The organism is Paenarthrobacter sp. (assembly GCF_031180005.1).
Classification (GTDB): domain Bacteria; phylum Actinomycetota; class Actinomycetes; order Actinomycetales; family Micrococcaceae; genus Arthrobacter.
The window spans coordinates 99,797-116,435 of record NZ_JAPSHI010000008.1; the positions used below are offsets into that span (position 1 = coordinate 99,797).

The 16,639-nt window shown below is 62.4% G+C and carries 11 protein-coding genes; 5 read left to right on the top strand and 6 right to left on the bottom strand.

What is annotated here, in order from left to right; all coding sequences use genetic code 11:
* Positions 1 to 135 precede the first annotated feature (135 nt).
* Complete coding sequence (locus tag RIF72_RS08310; protein ID WP_309074353.1) at positions 136 to 1,767, top strand: serine/threonine-protein kinase; 1,632 nt, start codon at positions 136 to 138, stop codon at positions 1,765 to 1,767.
* Between the two features lie 24 nt (positions 1,768 to 1,791).
* On the opposite strand, the gene RIF72_RS08315 is transcribed toward RIF72_RS08310, so the two are convergent.
* Complete coding sequence (locus RIF72_RS08315; protein WP_309074354.1) at positions 1,792 to 2,691, bottom strand: TIGR01777 family oxidoreductase; 900 nt, start codon at positions 2,689 to 2,691, stop codon at positions 1,792 to 1,794.
* Positions 2,692 to 2,776: 85 nt separating this feature from the next.
* Between RIF72_RS08315 and RIF72_RS08320 the strand changes: the two genes are divergently transcribed.
* Positions 2,777 to 6,298, top strand: coding sequence for a S41 family peptidase (locus RIF72_RS08320; protein ID WP_309074355.1), 3,522 nt, complete (start codon positions 2,777 to 2,779; stop codon positions 6,296 to 6,298).
* 76 nt (positions 6,299 to 6,374) lie between these two features.
* On the opposite strand, the gene RIF72_RS08325 is transcribed toward RIF72_RS08320, so the two are convergent.
* The 5 genes from RIF72_RS08325 to RIF72_RS08345 all read right to left on the bottom strand — a co-directional run bounded on the left by RIF72_RS08325 (position 6,375) and on the right by RIF72_RS08345 (position 12,555).
* Positions 6,375 to 6,803, bottom strand: coding sequence for an OsmC family protein (locus RIF72_RS08325; RefSeq protein WP_026005506.1), 429 nt, complete (start codon positions 6,801 to 6,803; stop codon positions 6,375 to 6,377).
* Between the two features lie 173 nt (positions 6,804 to 6,976).
* Positions 6,977 to 7,330: a hypothetical protein gene (locus RIF72_RS08330; RefSeq protein WP_017198875.1), complete on the bottom strand. Its 354-nt coding sequence runs from the start codon at positions 7,328 to 7,330 to the stop codon at positions 6,977 to 6,979.
* A gap of 159 nt (positions 7,331 to 7,489) precedes the next feature.
* A complete protein-coding gene (gene sucB, locus RIF72_RS08335; RefSeq protein WP_309074356.1) occupies positions 7,490 to 9,244 on the bottom strand; it encodes a 2-oxoglutarate dehydrogenase, E2 component, dihydrolipoamide succinyltransferase in 1,755 nt (584 codons plus the stop codon).
* 111 nt (positions 9,245 to 9,355) lie between these two features.
* Positions 9,356 to 10,738, bottom strand: a complete 1,383-nt coding sequence (gene lpdA, locus RIF72_RS08340) for a dihydrolipoyl dehydrogenase (protein ID WP_309074357.1) — start codon at positions 10,736 to 10,738, stop codon at positions 9,356 to 9,358.
* 296 nt (positions 10,739 to 11,034) lie between these two features.
* Positions 11,035 to 12,555: a leucyl aminopeptidase gene (locus RIF72_RS08345; RefSeq protein ID WP_309074358.1), complete on the bottom strand. Its 1,521-nt coding sequence runs from the start codon at positions 12,553 to 12,555 to the stop codon at positions 11,035 to 11,037.
* 345 nt (positions 12,556 to 12,900) lie between these two features.
* Here RIF72_RS08345 and RIF72_RS08350 point away from each other — a divergent pair, with 345 nt between their 5' ends.
* The 3 genes from RIF72_RS08350 (at position 12,901) to RIF72_RS08360 (ending at position 16,567) form a co-directional block, all read left to right on the top strand.
* Entirely contained in the window at positions 12,901 to 13,839 is a 939-nt protein-coding gene (locus tag RIF72_RS08350) for a PAC2 family protein (RefSeq protein ID WP_309074359.1), read from the top strand.
* 35 nt (positions 13,840 to 13,874) lie between these two features.
* Positions 13,875 to 15,230 (top strand): nitrate/nitrite transporter, encoded by a 1,356-nt coding sequence (locus RIF72_RS08355; protein ID WP_091466699.1) that lies wholly within the window; start codon positions 13,875 to 13,877, stop codon positions 15,228 to 15,230.
* Positions 15,231 to 15,313: 83 nt separating this feature from the next.
* Positions 15,314 to 16,567, top strand: a complete 1,254-nt coding sequence (locus RIF72_RS08360; protein WP_309074360.1) for a DUF4192 domain-containing protein — start codon at positions 15,314 to 15,316, stop codon at positions 16,565 to 16,567.
* The last annotated feature ends 72 nt before the right edge of the window (positions 16,568 to 16,639 follow it).

A 16,639-nucleotide genomic window follows, 5' to 3' on the forward strand; every position in this document is an offset into this window, starting at 1 on the left:
GACCCAGCAGGAGACTGGCCATGGTTTTGTGGTGAAGCTCTCAGTCGCATCCCGGGTCCTTGGATCCGGTTGTGATCCCGACACTGCCTGTGGATAACTTCTGCGGAAAATCCGGCAGTCGGGTACACCTTGTTTATGGAAACTCTGGACACTCCCGCCGCCGTGGCTCCCCACCTTCCGGGATACGGGATATCCCGCCCACTGGGCCACGGCAGTAGTTCTACCGTTTGGCTTGCCACGAGGGACAAGGACGGTGCCAGGTTCGCGGTCAAATGTGCCAAAGCCGAAGTTCTCGAGGACGCAAACCGCGAGATGAGGATCCTTTTCGAGCTTAGGCACAAGCACCTCGTAGGTGTTCACGAGATCCTCCCCATGGGTGGTGCGGCCAAGGGAACACTGGGGATTGTCATGGATTATGCGGCGGGAGGCTCCCTGGCCAACCTGATATCCGTGAGGGGGAAGCTCACTGTCGGAGAAGTCGTGACTATTCTGACTCCCATCGCCCAAGCCTTGGACTACTTGCACGTCAACGGCACGGAACACGGAGATGTGTCACCTGGAAACATCTTGTTTACAGCCGTCGGGATGCCGTTGCTGGCGGACTTTGGCGTCGCCGCCAAGGTAGGCGACAATCCACGCCTTGGCGTCGGAACGCCCGGATTCATGGAACCCTTATCTGAGTCAACGGTGAACGGCGTTATTTCCCGGGACACCCTGCAACCGCAGCGGGACGTTTATGCACTCGGCGCGGTGGGCTGGTACTGCCTGACCGGGACAACGCCGGAGCAGGAACAGGACCGTCCACCGCTGTCACTTTTGGTTCCGGAGGTACCTAAAGCCCTGGCCGCAGCCTTGGAAGCTGCGCTGAGTGCGGATCCTCGTCATCGACCGCCGGCAAGGGAACTTGGTACGGCGATCTTCAGGAGTGCCGCTGCGGAGGCTTTGGACTTATCGGGCGCCGTGCATTCCTCCGTTATTCCTGAATTGCTGACCCGGCGCGAGATACTGGGCCGTTCACCGCGCCGCGCAACCCGTTCCTTAAGCCGCGTAACCCGGTGGTTGGCAAGTTGGTGGAAATTGCCCCCGTTCCTACCTGGGCGGGCGCTTCCAACAGCAAACCGTGGGCATCGCCGGCGCGGCAGGTCCGGCGGCGGGCTTGCCCACCGGCTGGTCCTTTTGGCAGTGTTGGGCGCGCTGATTGGTGCCGCATCATGGATTCTGTGGCAGCAGAACCGTACGACGACGGCGATGGTCCAGCCGGCGGCGATCGAAAGCGGCGCTGCCGACCCCGGTGAGGCGGCGATACTCCCACCTAACCTGGATCAAGCGGATGTACGGGATCTGCCGAACGAAATAGCCGAGGAGCTTCAGTCAGAGGATCCCTTAGTAGCCGTGCCTGCACTCTCTGCCGTGCGTGACATCGCCTTGGGGGAACGGCGCCTCGACCTTTTGTACTTGGTCAACACGCCTGGTTCGCCGGCCGAAGCCACCGACAAGGAACTGAGCGATTACCTCAGGGGCGCTGGAACAGCATTTGATGGATTTCATACCGAGTTGACTGCCCTCTCCGTGGAAGCATCCCTGCAGTCAGATCGTGTGCTGGTTGCTGTTACAGCCACCACGTCCGGTTATCAGGAGCGCCTGACAACCGGGGCAGTGGTCGGGGCCGTGGCTGCCGGGACACCGCAGCAGCTTCGACTGGACCTGGTTCGTTCGGACGGGCGCTGGCGGATTTCCGGAATTCTCGGAGCCGCTGCGGCCGGGTGATGGCCAATGGCGGCCGGCACATTATCAGACGGCCTTTTCCTGGCGTAGCCATGCCATCGCATCAGGGAGGGACGGGTGCAGCCAACGGAAGCCGGCTTCGTGCAACCGCGCGGGCACCATTCGCTGGTTGGCCATCACTAGTTCATCCGCCAAGCCACCTAGAACCAGTCGCAGGGCGGGGCGGGGAACACGGAAGAAGGCCGGCCTGTTGAATGCTTTGGCGAGGCCCGCGACAATCGTGTTCACATCCGCGCTCTCCGGGGCGCAGACATTCACCGGACCGTCAATTTGTGCTGTAAGGAGGTACGCGAGGGCGCTGGCTTCGTCGGCCAAAGTGATCCACGGCCAGTATTGGCGGCCGTTCCCAAAAGGTCCACCCAGGCCGAGCTTCAACAGGGGGAGCAGTGGCCCGAGCGCGCCACCTGATGCGCTGAGCACGACGCCTGTCCGGGGCGTCACCACCCGAACGCCGGCCGGAGCAGTCCTTGCCATGCGCTCCCACTCAACGGACAGGCGCCCTAACACGCCGTGGCCTGGACTCGAGTCCTCCCTCAGGGCCTCATCACGTGAGGCGCCGTAGTAGCCGGAAGCGGATTGGCTGATGAAGGTGGCGGGCGGTTTGCCGAGTCGTCCCATGGCAACAGTCAGCGTTTGCGTGGTCCGGAGACGGGATTCTGTGAGCACCTGGATCCGGCGTTTTGTCCATGCACGGTCGCCGATGCCTGCGCCCGAAAGGTTGACCACGGCGTCGGCACCGTCCAGGACGGCCTCATCCAGCTCGCCCTTGGTTGGGTCCCACGTCCATTCAAGCGCCGACGTGGCTGGTCGCCGCACCAGCCGGATGACCTCATTGCCGTCAGCAACCAGCTGCTCGGACAGGGCTGTCCCGATCATTCCCGAAGCTCCGGACATCACGATTCTCATGACCCATCTCACCATGGCGAACGCTTGTGGTGGAAACGACAGCAGATGCCGCAACTGCAGGGTGCCTCTTGACTATGATCGAACAATGACCTCCTCCAGCTACCTCCGTTTCCCGCATGTGCATGGCGATCTGGTCACCTTTGTGGCCGAAGACGACATCTGGATCGCGCCCCTTTCAGGAGGCCGCGCCTGGCGGGTATCCTCCCAGCACCTGCCGGCCAGGAACCCACGATTCACCCCGGACGGCAAGGGGCTGGTGTGGACCGCGGTGGTGGGCACCTCACCGGAGGTGGTCACGGCTGGCGTCGACGGCGGCGGGTACAGGCAGCTGAGTTACTTCGGGCACAGCACCACTAAGGTCAAAGGCTTCACGCCGTCAGGGAACGTGGTTGTAACTAGCGCCTTCCAACAAGCCGAAAGCCGTCACACGTACGCCTACAGCCTTCCGCTGGACGGTGGCGCCGCCGTCGAACTTCCGTTCGGCCCGGTGGAGGCAGTTGCCTTTGGTCCCGAAATTGGCGACGAGAAGCCTGTAGTCCTGGCAAGCGTCCTCTCCCGGGAGCCCGCCTGGTGGAAGCGCTACCGCGGCGGAACCGCCGGGAAGCTTTGGATCGACGCCGACGGCAACGGAGAGTTCGAGCGGCTGGTGGCGGAGCTCGACGGAAACCTTACCGACCCACTGTGGATTCAAGGACGGATTGCCTTCCTGTCGGACCACGAGGGCTACGGCAACCTTTACTCCGTGCTTCCTGATGGTTCCGGACTACGCCGCCACACGGACCACGAGGACTTCTACGTCCGGCACGCAAGCACGGATGGCACACGGGTGGTCTTTGAATCGGCAGGCGAGATCTGGATGCTCCCGTCACTTGACGCAGATGCTGAGCCGATCAAAGTGAACATCACTCTTGGGTCGGCATCACCGGGCCGTCGCCCCGCACCGCTTAAGGCTTCCGCCCATTTGGAGGATGTCGTCCCCAACGTCACCGGTACGGCCAGTGCAGTGGAATCGCACGGCACTATCCACTGGCTCCGGCACAAGGATGGACCTTCACGTGTGGTTGAAGCGACACCGGGCGTCCGCGCCCGCCTGCCCCGACCACTTACTGACGGCCGGATAGCCTACGTCGCGGATCATGGCGGAGTGGAAGCGCTGTATATCAAGCGCATCGCTGCCCGCCTTTCGGCCGTGGTGGAGATTCCCAAAATTGTTGTTGAAGAACCCGCCCCTGCCACCGAAGAATCAGCTCCGCTTCCCAAGCCGGTCTCGGCGTCGAACGTGCTGGGACAAGGAACCGCTTCCGCGCAGGCGGGCACCAGTGTCACGCGGGCGTCCGAAGACGAAGCCCGGCCCACGGCGGCGGAGACGGTCAATGCCGAGCCATCGGCAGACACCGCGGGTGGCGCGACGCCAACCACAGTTCCCGCGCAAGCCGAAGAATCCGCTGATCTCCGCCTTGAATTTCCTGCCCCTACCCGGACAAGCGCGTTGGAAGCCAGCCCGGATGGTCGATGGCTTGCTGTCGGCACGTCCTTCGGCGACGTCTTCGTCGCCGACACCGCAGCCGGTACGCTGACACGGCTCGTCAGCGTGGGCGAAGGCAGCATAGAGCAGTTGTCGTGGTCCAGCGACTCTCAGTGGCTTGCCTGGTCCGAGCCGGTAACGTCCTTCGGCTCGCGAAGCAAGCTCAGGATCGCGCGCCCGGCAGAGCCTGAGTCAGTCATCATCGATGTCACCGATGGCCGCTTCTGCGACGAGTCGCCGCGCTTCACTCCCGACGGCAAATTCCTGGCATTCCTGTCCAACAGGAGCTTCGACCCCGTGTACGACGGTCACTCGTTAGATCTGTCCTTCCCGAGCCCCATCAAGCCGTACTTGGTTGCCTTGGCAGCGGACACACCCTCGCCGTTTGGCCCTTCCGTGGACACGCTGGAGGACGCATCGGCCACCGGGACAATGTCCGACGACGGCGAAGCGCCAGCAGTGCGCGTTAACCCCGAGGGGCTTGCCCACAGGGTTATCGCAGTCCCCGTACCGCAGGGGAACTACTCAGACCTTGCAGTAGGCGATGGTGCACTGCTGTGGCTCGATACTGAACTATCGGGTGTTATGGGTGATGGGCGAGGCACCCTTCAGGACAAGAAGACTGCACCGTCCTTGGTCCGGTATGACCTTGCCAAGCGCAAGCAGGCCATCCTCGTCAAAGCAGTGGACAGCTACCGTTTGTCGGGTGACCTAAGCCGCATTATCTACGTGCACGACAAACAAATCACGTCCGTCCCCGCTGACAACAAAGTGGAGGAGGACTCTGCAGAACTTGTGAAGGTGGAGCTCAACAGGGTCCGCGTCATTTTGGATCCCGTGGCCGCTTGGGGCCAGGCATTCGACGAGGCCTGGAGGCTGCAGCGGGACTTCTTCTGGACCGCCGACATGGCAGGACAGGATTGGGACTCCGTGTATAAGCGCTACCGTCCCATCGTGAACCGGCTCGGTTCCCACGATGACCTGGTTGATCTGCTGTGGGAAATCCACGGCGAGCTGGGAACGTCGCATGCCTACGTCAAGCCGGCGGCTGTTACGGAGCCCGGACGAAACGGCCAGGGCAGGCTCGGAGCTGAGTTCCAGCTCGGCACCAATGGTTGGGAAATCACTCGCATCCTTGCAGGCGAGTCTTCCGATCCGCTGGCTACTTCACCCTTGACCAGTCCCGGCGCAGACGCCAAGGTGGGCGACGTGCTTTTGGCGATCGACGGCGTCGAGCTTTCCGCGGTGTTGACGCCGGCAATGCAGCTGGTGGGTTCTGCAGGCAGGACCGTGGAGCTGACGCTCTTGAACGGCGATGGCCATGGGAGCGCTGAAGGTATCCAACGGCGCGTTGCGGTGGTTCCCGTTCGTGATGAGGAGCGGCTGCGGTACCAGGACTGGGTCCGGGCTAACCGACGTACAGTCCGTGAGGCCTCTGACGGCAAGTTCGGTTACCTGCACGTCCCGGACATGATGGCCAACGGCTGGGCGCAGCTTCACCGCGACTTGGATACTGAGACTGCACTGGACGGCCTGATTGTGGATGTGCGGCGCAACCGTGGCGGACACACATCCCAGTTGGTTGCCGAACTGATCGGGCGCAAGGTCACAGGTTGGAGTATGCCTCGCGGTGAAAAGCCGAGGACATACCCGCATCACGCGCCACGTGGACCCGTGATCATCCTCGCGGATGAATTCGCGGGATCCGATGGCGACATCATTACCCAAGTGTCCAAGTTGCGGGGCATTGGCCCTGTCATCGGTACGCGGACCTGGGGTGGCGTAGTGGGCATAGACAACCGCTTCTCACTAGCCGATGGCACCGGTGTCACTCAGCCTCGATACGCCACATGGTTCAGTGGCGGGATTGGTTGGGATGTGGAAAACCGTGGCGTTGAGCCTGACATCGAGGTACTGTTCCCACCGCACGCCTACGCAGCCGGGACAGATCCGCAACTGGAGTACGGAATTGGTGCGCTCAAGGAAATGATCCAGGAGCTGCCCACCGATCGCCCTCCAATGCGTGAGGGCTACCGCAAGGTTCGGCCGTCACCACTACCCTCGCGTCCCCAAAAGGGCTAACAGCAGGTGAGTGCAGAAGAGCCCCGCCACGTCCCTGAGGGGAGTGGCGGGGCTCTTTTGCGCTTTGAAGGTGGTATTACTGCGCGAGGGTGGCATCCAAGGTGATTTCGATGCTGGCCAGTGCACCGGAAACGGGGCAGCCCGTCTTTGCATCTTCCGAAATACGACGGAAGTCCTCTTCGGACAGGCCCGGAACTTTGGCGGTCATGGTCAGGTGGCTGCCCGTGATGCCTGTGCCCGGAACGAAGGTAACGTCAGCCTTGGTCTGGACCTCTTCAGCGGTGAAACCTTCACCGGCAAGAGCGTGGCTGAATGCCATGGAGAAGCAAGCGGAGTGGGCAGCAGCAATCAGTTCTTCGGGGCTGGTTTTGCCACCGGACTGCTCGGTGCGTGCCTTCCAGGTGACATCGAACGTGCCCAGTCCTGAGCTGTCCAGCGTTGTGTTGCCGGCGCCTTCGATCAGGTTGCCGTTCCAAACCGTGTGTGCGGTGCGTGTTGCTGCCATGTCCACTCCTTGGGGTCGTTGTGAGTCGGCACCAGCCGTCGGCAGGTGCCATCGGGATCAATCCTAGGGATTTGCCTGCCGGACCGCACGGCCATTCCGCTGACAGTGGATTGTGACTCTTGGTCCGGCGAAGCGGATACCGAAGAACTTGTCATTGGGACGTGTTGCCTGGATTAGTTCCAGAGGGTTGCGATGGCGATGTTGATCAAAGCCAGGCCACCAACGCCGTGGGCCAGGCCGGTTGAGACCGGCTCGCCTTTCTTCACCTTGCGTGTGCCGATAACTGCGAGAACCGCAACTGCCACGCCGATGGCGAACTTAACGCCGAGCTTGAAATAGTTGGGATCGGCGTCGGGCAGCAAGGGGATCACACCCATCATGGCGATCCCCGTGAGGAGCTGGAGGAAGGCACCGTCACGCTGGCGCGGGTGAACGGTTGGCTCCTTGAGGGTGGCGATCCAGTAGCCCACAATCATGGCTGCGCCGACGATGTGCAAGAACACCAGAATGTTGAAGAGAATACTCATGGCCCAAGCTTATCCAGTTCGTTCTACGTCCCGTAGCAAAGCCACGCGGACGCCGTTAGGTGCGTGGATGCCTGCCGCAGGCAAAGCAGAAGGGCGGGTTACCGGTTTCCCGGTAACCCGCCCTTGTGCTTTTGCAAGCGTGCTTAGTGAAGCAGGGTCCTAGAGACCGAGGTCTGCTTCGAAAGCGCCTTCTTCAAGGCGGGCCTTGAGGGTCTGGAGGAAGCGGCCGGCATCCGCGCCATCCACCAGGCGGTGGTCATACGTGAGGGACAGGTACATCATGGAGCGGATAGCGATCGAATCGTCGCCGTTTTCGTCGGCAACCACTACAGCGCGCTTGACGATGGCACCGGTTCCGAGGATGCCAACCTGGGGCTGGTTGATGATCGGGGTATCAAACAGTGCACCAACGGAACCGATGTTGGTGATGCTGAATGTGCCACCGGACAGTTCATCCGGGCCGATCTTGCCGTCGCGGGTACGGCCTGCGACATCGGCGATCTTGCTGGCCAAGCCGGCGAGGTTAAGGTTGCCGGCGTCGGAAATGACAGGTACAAGAAGGCCCTTGTCAGTATCCACTGCGATCGCCAGGTGCTCGGCGTTGTGGTACGTGATTTCCTGCTTGGATTCATCGTAAGCAGCATTCAGCTTGGGGTGCTGCTTCAGGGCCTCGGCTACGGCCTTGGCGATGAACGGCAGGAAGGTCAGCTTGACGCCGTTCTGGGCCTGGAACGAGTTCTTGGCCTTGAGGCGGAGCTTCGCAACCTTGGTCATGTCGACCTCGTGCACCTGGGTCAGCTGAGTGGAGACCTCAAGGGACTCGCGCATACGGCGGGCAATGACCTGTCGGATCCGAGGGGCCTTCTCCGTGGTACCACGCAGGGATGATGCGACCACGGGGGCAGCGGCCTTGGCTGCAGGAGCTGCGGCCGGAGCGGCTGCAGCGGGGGCTTCGGCTGCCTGCTTTGCTTCTGCGGCGGCTAGAACATCCTGCTTGCGGATGCGGCCACCAACGCCGGTGCCGGAGACCGACGCAATGTCTACGCCGTGCTGGTTGGCAAGCTTGCGGACCAAGGGAGTGACGTAGCCGGATTCCGAAGAACCTTCACCGGCAGGAGCAGCTGGAGCTTCGGCGGGTGCAGGTGCCGATGCCGGCGCGGGGGCAGCAGCGGGAGCGGCAGGCGCAGCGGCGGGTGCCGGAGCCTCGGGTGCCGGAGCAGCAGCGGGAGCAGCCGGAGCCTCGGTGGCAGGCGCTGCAGCAGGAGCGGGAGCCGATGCAGGAGCAGCTGCGCCGGAACCGATGATGGCAAGAACGGAGCCAACCTCTGCTGTTTCGTCCTCGCTGACGCGGATTTCCTGCAGGGTGCCGGCAACCGGGGAAGGAATTTCGGTGTCTACCTTGTCGGTGGAAACCTCGAGGAGGGGTTCGTCCACCTCAACGGTGTCGCCTACAGCCTTGAGCCAGCGGGTGACCGTACCTTCGGTGACGCTCTCGCCCAATGCGGGGAGGGTTACTTCGTGGCCTTCGCCCGAAGCGGCGGGTGCTTCAGCTGCCGGTGCTTCTTCAGCAGCGGGTGCGGCAGGAGCTTCCTCGGCTGGTGCGGCCTGCTCTGCCGGGGCTGCGGCGGGGGCTTCCTCGGCCGGTGCGGACTCAGCGGCCGGGGCGGCGGAGCCGGAACCGTCGCCGATCCTGACCAAGGGGGCGCCGACTTCGGCCGTCTCGTCTTCAGCGACGAGGATTTCTTCGATGACGCCTGAGATCGGAGAAGGGATTTCGGTGTCTACTTTGTCGGTTGAAACCTCGAGCAACGGCTCGTCGATCTCCACCCGGTCACCAACCTGCTTGAGCCAGCGGGTGACGGTTCCTTCGGTGACACTCTCACCGAGGGCGGGCAAGTTAACGGATTCAGACATGTCGTCCCCGTTCTCCTTATTGATCTTTGTGCGGATGAATTCTGCTGGTCCGGAGCGGGTGCATGCGGCATATTCCGCCGCATGCACCCGATCCGTGGGTCTTGGTAAGACTTAGCCGTGGAGGGCCTTGCCCGCGAGGGCAAGGTGGGCTTCGCCCAGGCTTTCGTTCTGGGTGGGGTGGGCGTGGACCAGCTGGGCCACGTCCTCCGGGTAGGCTTCCCAGTTCACGATCAGCTGGGCCTCACCGATCTGCTCGCCCATGCGGGAGCCGATCATGTGGATGCCCACCACGGGGCCATCCTTCTGACGAACGAGCTTGACGAGGCCACCAGTGCCAAGAATCGAGCTTTTGCCGTTGCCGGCAAGGTTGTATTCCTGGGTCTGCACCTGGTCGTCGCCGAACTTCTCCTTGGCGGCCTTTTCGGTATAGCCGACCGTGGCGATTTCAGGCTCGCAGTAGGTGACCTTGGGGATGTTGATGTCCTCGACGATTGCCGGGTTCAGGCCGGCGATTTCCTCGGCGACGAAGATGCCCTGCTGGTAGCCGCGGTGAGCGAGCTGGACGCCGGGGACGATGTCGCCAACAGCGTAGATGTTGCCAACGCCGGTGTGGAGGCGTTCGTTGGTGATGACGAAGCCGCGGTCGACGGTGATGCCGGCTTCTTCGTAGCCAAGGTTGGCGGTCACTGGACCGCGGCCAACGGCTACGAGCAGGAGGTCGGCTTCGAACGTCTGGCCGTCAACCAAGGTGACCTTGACGCCGTCGTCGTTCTGCTCAACGCCCTGGAAGAAGATGCCTGTGGTGAACTTGATGCCGCGCTTCTTGAAGGCACGCTCAAGGTTCTTGACGATTGAGGCGTCCTCGTTGGGAACCAAGGAGGGGAGGCCTTCGATGATGGTGACGTCCACGCCGAAGGACTTCCAGACGGAAGCGAACTCGACGCCGATGACGCCGCCGCCCAGGACGATTGCGCTCTTGGGGATGTAGTCCATGGTGAGGGCCTGGTCCGAGGTGATGACCTTGCCGCCGATCTCCAGGCCGGGGAGTGAACGGGAGTAGGAACCCGTGGCCAGGACAATGTTCTTGCCCGTGTAGGAGGTGCCGTTCACGACGACAGTGTTGTTGCCCTGGAGCTTGCCTTCACCCTCGATGACGGTGATGCCCTTGGACTTGATAAGTCCCTGGAGGCCCTTGAACTTACCGGCGATGATGCCGTCCTTGTACGCGTTCACGGCAGACATGTCGATGCTGTCGAGCGTGACGTTCACGCCATACTTGGCGGAATCGCGTGCATGGTCGGCCAGTTCGGCCGAGTGCAGGAGTGCCTTGGTGGGGATACAGCCGTTGTGCAGGCAGGTTCCGCCGAGCTTTGCCTTTTCCACAAGGCCAACGGTGAACCCAAGCTGTACGGCCCGCAGGGCAGTGGCGTAGCCGCCGCTGCCGCCACCGAGTACCAGGATGTCGAATTCTTGCGCAGTTGCCTGATCGGCCACTAAAACGCTCCCTCGCGTGAATGATGACACGGGACTGCGTGCCATCTGGTCTTTGGAACTTGTTCTGCCGTGATTATGCCAGCACCTAAGTTCTCTTGCATTTGTGACTATCGAGTTCACCTTAGCGAACCACCTACCCATGCTCCACCCTCTGCGGGCGTTTGTGGAGCGCTTGTGTCGAGACTCACGTTCACTTGTGACACAGCGCTACACCCCGCATAATTCCGGGGTTGCGCGGGCCCTGGGCGACGATCGTCAGGGCCCTGCGCAACCCGGAAGGGCGTGGGGGAGTGGTGCTAGGCGGAGACCGCCAAGAGATCCTCGGCGTAGGCAACCAGGGTGCGGACGGTGCATCCGGTTCCCTGCTTGGGCGTGTAACCATACGGGGCGCCGTTGTTGAACGAGGGACCGGCGATGTCCACGTGAGCCCACGGGATCTGCTGGCCGTCGCCGTTCTTGCCCACGAACTCACGAAGGAAGACTGCTGCGGTCATCATGCCACCGTTGCGTTCACCGATGTTGGCGAGGTCTGCCACCTGCGAGTCCAGGCTCGGGCGGAGTTCTTCCGGCAGCGGCATTGGCCAAACCAGCTCGCCCGCCCTGTCGGCCGCCGACTTCAGCGCTGCCGTGACTGAATCCGATCCCATGACGCCGGCAGTACGCAGGCCCAGGGCTATCAGCTGTGCGCCGGTCAGTGTAGCGACGTCAATGATGGCATCCGGTTTCTCCATGCTGGCAGCGACGATGCCGTCCGCCATCACCAAGCGCCCCTCGGCGTCCGTGTTCAGAACCTCAACGGTCTTCCCGCCGTAGATGGTAAACACGTCAGCAGGCCGCGCTGCGGCGCCCGAGGGCATGTTCTCCGCGATGCAGAGCCAAGCGGTGGCCTTGAGCGGCAGGCCGAGTGAGGCGATGGCCAGAACGGTGTTAAGTACGACGGCGGCGCCCGCCATGTCGCTCTTCATGTCACCCATGCCGAGGGCCGGCTTGATGGAGATGCCTCCGGTGTCGAACGTGATGCCTTTGCCAACGAGGGCAATTTTCTTCGTCGCCTTCGTGGGAGCATATTCCACCTTGACGAGGCGGGGCTGTCGGGTAGAGCCCTTGCCGACGCCGAGGATGCCTCCGAAGCCTTCCTTTTCCAGGCGCTTTTCATCCCAGACCGTGATTTTGACAGGGAGGCCCTTGGCGAGTTCCTTGGCGGACTCAGCGAACGATTCGGGGTACAGGTGGCTCGGGGGCTGGTTGACCAAGGTGCGGGTCGCGTTGACCGCACGGGCGAGCACAATTGCCCGGTCCAGTGCGGGCTGGGCGGACTTGGCGTCGACATCCGAGAAAATAAAGGCCTTGGCCACTGGGGCCTTCAGCCCATCCTTGGTGGATCGGTGCTCCGTGTAGGAGTAAGCGCCCAGGGCGGCTCCTTCGGCGACCGCCGCAACATCGGCGAGGGACGCCGTCGGGAAGGCCAAAGTGACTGAAGAGGCTCCGGCAAGCTGGCGAACAGCGGATCCTGCGGCGCGCCGCAGTGCTTCTTCGTTGAGGCCGCCATCGGACAGCTTGCCTACGCCTGCAAGGACAAGAATCCCCGAGCCTGTTTCCGACAGGCCCGGAAGTCGGTGAACCTGGTCCGCGGCGCCGGTAATCCCCAAAAGCTGCAGGGAGCCCGCAACGGACTCGGCGGCTTTCGCGCTCAACGGGTTGGACAGCAGTACGGGCCCGTCCGCACCTTGGGCAACGCCAATCACAAGTGCGTCGCTGGGGGACTTTTTCAGGTCCTTGGCGATGATGCCCAGGGTGATGTCAGTAGTCTTGACCACGAGGATGTGTCCTCACTTCTCTCTGCATTGCATGGCGGGGCCGCATGTTTGGCGGCCTGCCCCGGTACGCGCCCGACGTCTTCCTTCGACGGCGGCCTTGGTCTTCAGGTCCAGCGTCGCAAAAGGACGCCGGCCCGCTTCGATCGTAGTCTCTTGAACGCTACGGACGGCAATTAAATGAGAGCTGCGGCACATCGGGGGCAGGAATGCCCACATGGCGTGGAGCGTTGTATGGATTAATAGAGTCCCCCAGCCAATCAATGGTGCCCGGTGTTGTCATGTCGCTGGTCGTCTGGTTGGCGCCCGGGACATCCCCTAACTTTGTCATTGCGAAAGGAACACGCCGTGTTTGAACGGATATCCGGCTCTCTCCTGGACCCCGAATCGCTGTACGCGCGAAACATTGAGACCTTCCACAGTCCCGGGCTTCGCGGGCTGAACATGGTCATGGGATTCACGGGCTTTGCCGATGCCGGTCACGTGGTCCGGCAGATCAACGCGGAACTGTTGGACGAACTGGGCGCCGAGGTAGTGGCCATGTTCGACGCCGACCAGCTCATCGACTACCGTTCGAGGCGGCCCCACATCAGCTTCGTGGAGGATCACCTGCAGGACTACCAGGCGCCAAAGCTCGGCCTGTACAAGCTGAACGACGGCCTCGGCCAGCCGTTCCTACTGCTCGCCGGCTTCGAACCTGACCTGCAGTGGGAGCGCTTCTCGAGGGCCGTCGTCGGAATAGTTGAAGAGCTCGACGTCAACTTGGTGACCTGGATCCATTCCATCCCCATGCCCGTCCCGCACACGCGGCCCGTTGGAGTGACGGTTCATGGCAACATGCCTGAGCTCATCGAGGGAATTTCAAGTTGGAAGCCCACGGTGGATGTTCCTGCTGCCATTGGACACATCCTGGAACTCCGGCTCACCGAAGCGGAACGCAATGTGGCCGGCTACGTCATCCATGTCCCGCATTACCTGTCTGAAGCTGAGTACCCGCCGGCCGCCGTCGCCGGCTTGGAATACCTGGGGGCGGCAACCTCCCTCATGCTGCCAACGGACAGGCTCCGGGAAGCCGGGCGTGAAGTGGGCCGCCAGATCGCGGAGCAGATCGAGGCTTCTGAAGAAGTCCAGGCAGTAGTCACAAATCTCGAGACGCGCTATGACGAGAAATCCGAGGGCGTCGTCCGCCGCTCGCTGCTGGCAGATGAGAATGATGAGCTGCCTAACGCCGAGGATATTGGAGCTGCGGTAGAGGCCTATTTGGCGCGTAAAGACTCGCCTCAATAAATCAGCTTTGAGTTGCCGGCAGGCATAATTGTTGGGTGAATGCTCCCCGCGCCTGGCTCATCTGGACGATCGGCGTGTTCGCCTACCTGGTGGCGGTGGCGCAGAGAACCTCGTTTGGCGTCGCAGGGCTGGAAGCTACTGAGCGGTTCCACGCCAGCGCCGCTGCCATCTCCTTCTTCACGGTGCTTCAACTCCTGGTCTATGCAGGGCTGCAGATCCCCGTCGGTGTTCTGGTGGACAGGTTCGGTTCGCGGGCCATGGTGGCAGGTGGTGCCGTGCTCATGGGACTGGGGCAGTTGCAGTTGGCCTTTGCGGACAGTGTGCCCGGTGGCGTCCTGGGCCGCGTCCTGGTGGGAGCCGGCGATGCGATGACCTTCATTTCGGTGATCCGCCTGGTCCCGTTGTGGTTCGCTCCTGCCAAGGTTCCGCTGGTCACTCAACTGACTGGCATGTGCGGCCAGCTCGGCCAACTATTCAGCGTTGTTCCGTTCGCGCTGCTTCTTCACTCGGCCGGATGGACACCCGCGTTCCTCACCCTGGCAGCCATGTCCGTACTGGCAGTAGTCCTCGTGCTCGCAGTGCTTCGGGACGCACCACCCGGGCACCCGCCCCGGGACACCGGCCAGGGCCTCCGCGCCACCGGTATCTCGCTGTCCCGAGCGTGGAAACAGCCCGGCACCCGGCTCGGCCTCTGGAGCCACTTCACAGTGCAGTTCAGCGGGAACCTGTTTGCCATGACATGGGGCTATCCCTTCCTGTTGTCTGCCCAAGGGCTCGATGCAGGGACCGTCTCCGGGCTCATGGCACTATTTGTTGCGACGGCGATCGTTGCCGGCCCTGGTTTTGGCCGGTTCGTCTCTAAACATCCCATGCGAAGATCCGCCATGGTCCTGCTGATTGCGTTGGCTACAGCCTTGGCTTGGGCCGCCGTGCTGGTTCTTCCTGAGCGCGCCCCGCTGTGGCTCCTGGCCGTCTTGGTGGTGGTACTGGCTGTGGGTGGGCCCGGGTCCATGATCGGATTCGACTTCGCCAGGACATTCAATCCTTCGCATCGAATCGGCACGGCAACCGGCATCGTCAACGTTGGCGGTTTTATTGCGGCGCTCGTCGCCATTTACCTCATCGGTCTGGTACTCGACCTCCTATACGCCAGTGGCTTCTCGGGCGGTGATTTGTACGGGCTTGCGCCGTTCCGTATTGCCCTCAGTGTTCAGTTCGTTCTTCTTGGCCTCGGTACGGTGCTCATCCTTGTAACACGGCGGAAGGTGCGACGCCAGATGGCCTCCCAGGGGATTCACGTGCAGCCGCTGCTGGCCGCCCTTGCCAGGCAGCGTCGGGAACGGATCGAGCGGCGACGTGCCGCACGAACCGTTTCTCCGGACGAGCACTAGGCGGTCCGCGCTGCTGCGGCAGCTTTTCCACATAGGCGTGATGGTTACTGTCTCCTGCGGCAGGACTTGAGCAGGGTGGAACCATGACTTCCAACAGAACGCTGAGCATCCACCAACCCGAAGACATTCTTGGCTACATTCCCCACATGCTGGGTTACTGGCCCGAGGACAGCCTTGTGGCCATCACCATGCAAGGGAAAGTCCTTGGCGCCACACTGCGGGTGGACCTGCCGAACCTTGATTCAGCACAAGCACGCTCGGGTTTCGCGGACCAGATCCGCAATTTCCTGATCGCCGATGAGGACGCTAACGGGGTGGTGCTTGCCGTCTACACCGACTCCGGATGGGACGACGGCGATGTGGTCCGGCAGGCAATTCCGCTGCTCGAAGCCCTGCAGCGGAGTCTGGACGAGGTTGATTTATCGGTCCGGGACGCGTGGCTGGTTGGCTCCGAGTACTGGCGCAGCGCCTACTGCACAGATCTTCAATGTTGCCCGGTGCCGGGATTGCCTGTTGATCGCATCAAGAACAGCAGGCTCAGTGCAGAACTTGTGTACCGGGGGAGCTCCATCGGGCCGTCGCCGAGGAGCGGGCACGGACAGCCCCGGCTTTCAAGTCCGGGGACGTTGCACCCTCTGGTGCTGGCAGCAGAGACACGCTACGGGAAGCAGATTCTCGGTGGGTGGCGGAGCGAGCGGTGTCTGAACGCCGTCCTTGCCGTGTGGCACCACGTGCTTAAGAGATGCGAAGCGGATGATCCACTGCAGCCCGGGGTTGACGCGGAAATCCTGGGCTTCCTCAGAACCACCCTGAGAGTCCCTGCGTGGCGGGACGCTGTGGTTGTCATGGCGGCAGCAGGCATGGAGTCCGCAAAGTCCGGTGCTGCGGCGTTCGGACTTTTCATCGAAGACGACGCAGGCACGCCTTTCGACCCACAAGAACTCGGCATACCGGCCTCGGCCGTTCCGGCTGCCAAAGTTCATCATGAGCCCGATACGTCGGGGGACGTCTTCACCTACGGAGATGTCCTACTGGGCATGCGACCGCACATGCCTTGTTGGAACACTCTTGACGCATTGCAACAGGTTCTTGCCGGGCTATGTGTCGACGACGAATCCGGCGTAGTGCCTGCAGCGGCATTGACCCTTCAGGGCTGGATTTCCTGGTGCAAGGGGCGTGGATCCGTTGCGCACGCCTGTCTTAGCCGGGCTGAGGCTGCGCACCCGGGATACCGGCTGGCCGAACTGCTCATGGACCTTCTGGGACAGGGGACCATCTGCACGTGGGCGCGGAGCTCCGAGACCGCATGGCGCGGGTTCAAGGACACGGTGGCCTAGGGGGTTTGAAAATTCTTTAGGCATGCGTTTCGCAAAACCGTGAGACAATGGATGCCGAGACCCGGTTGGGTC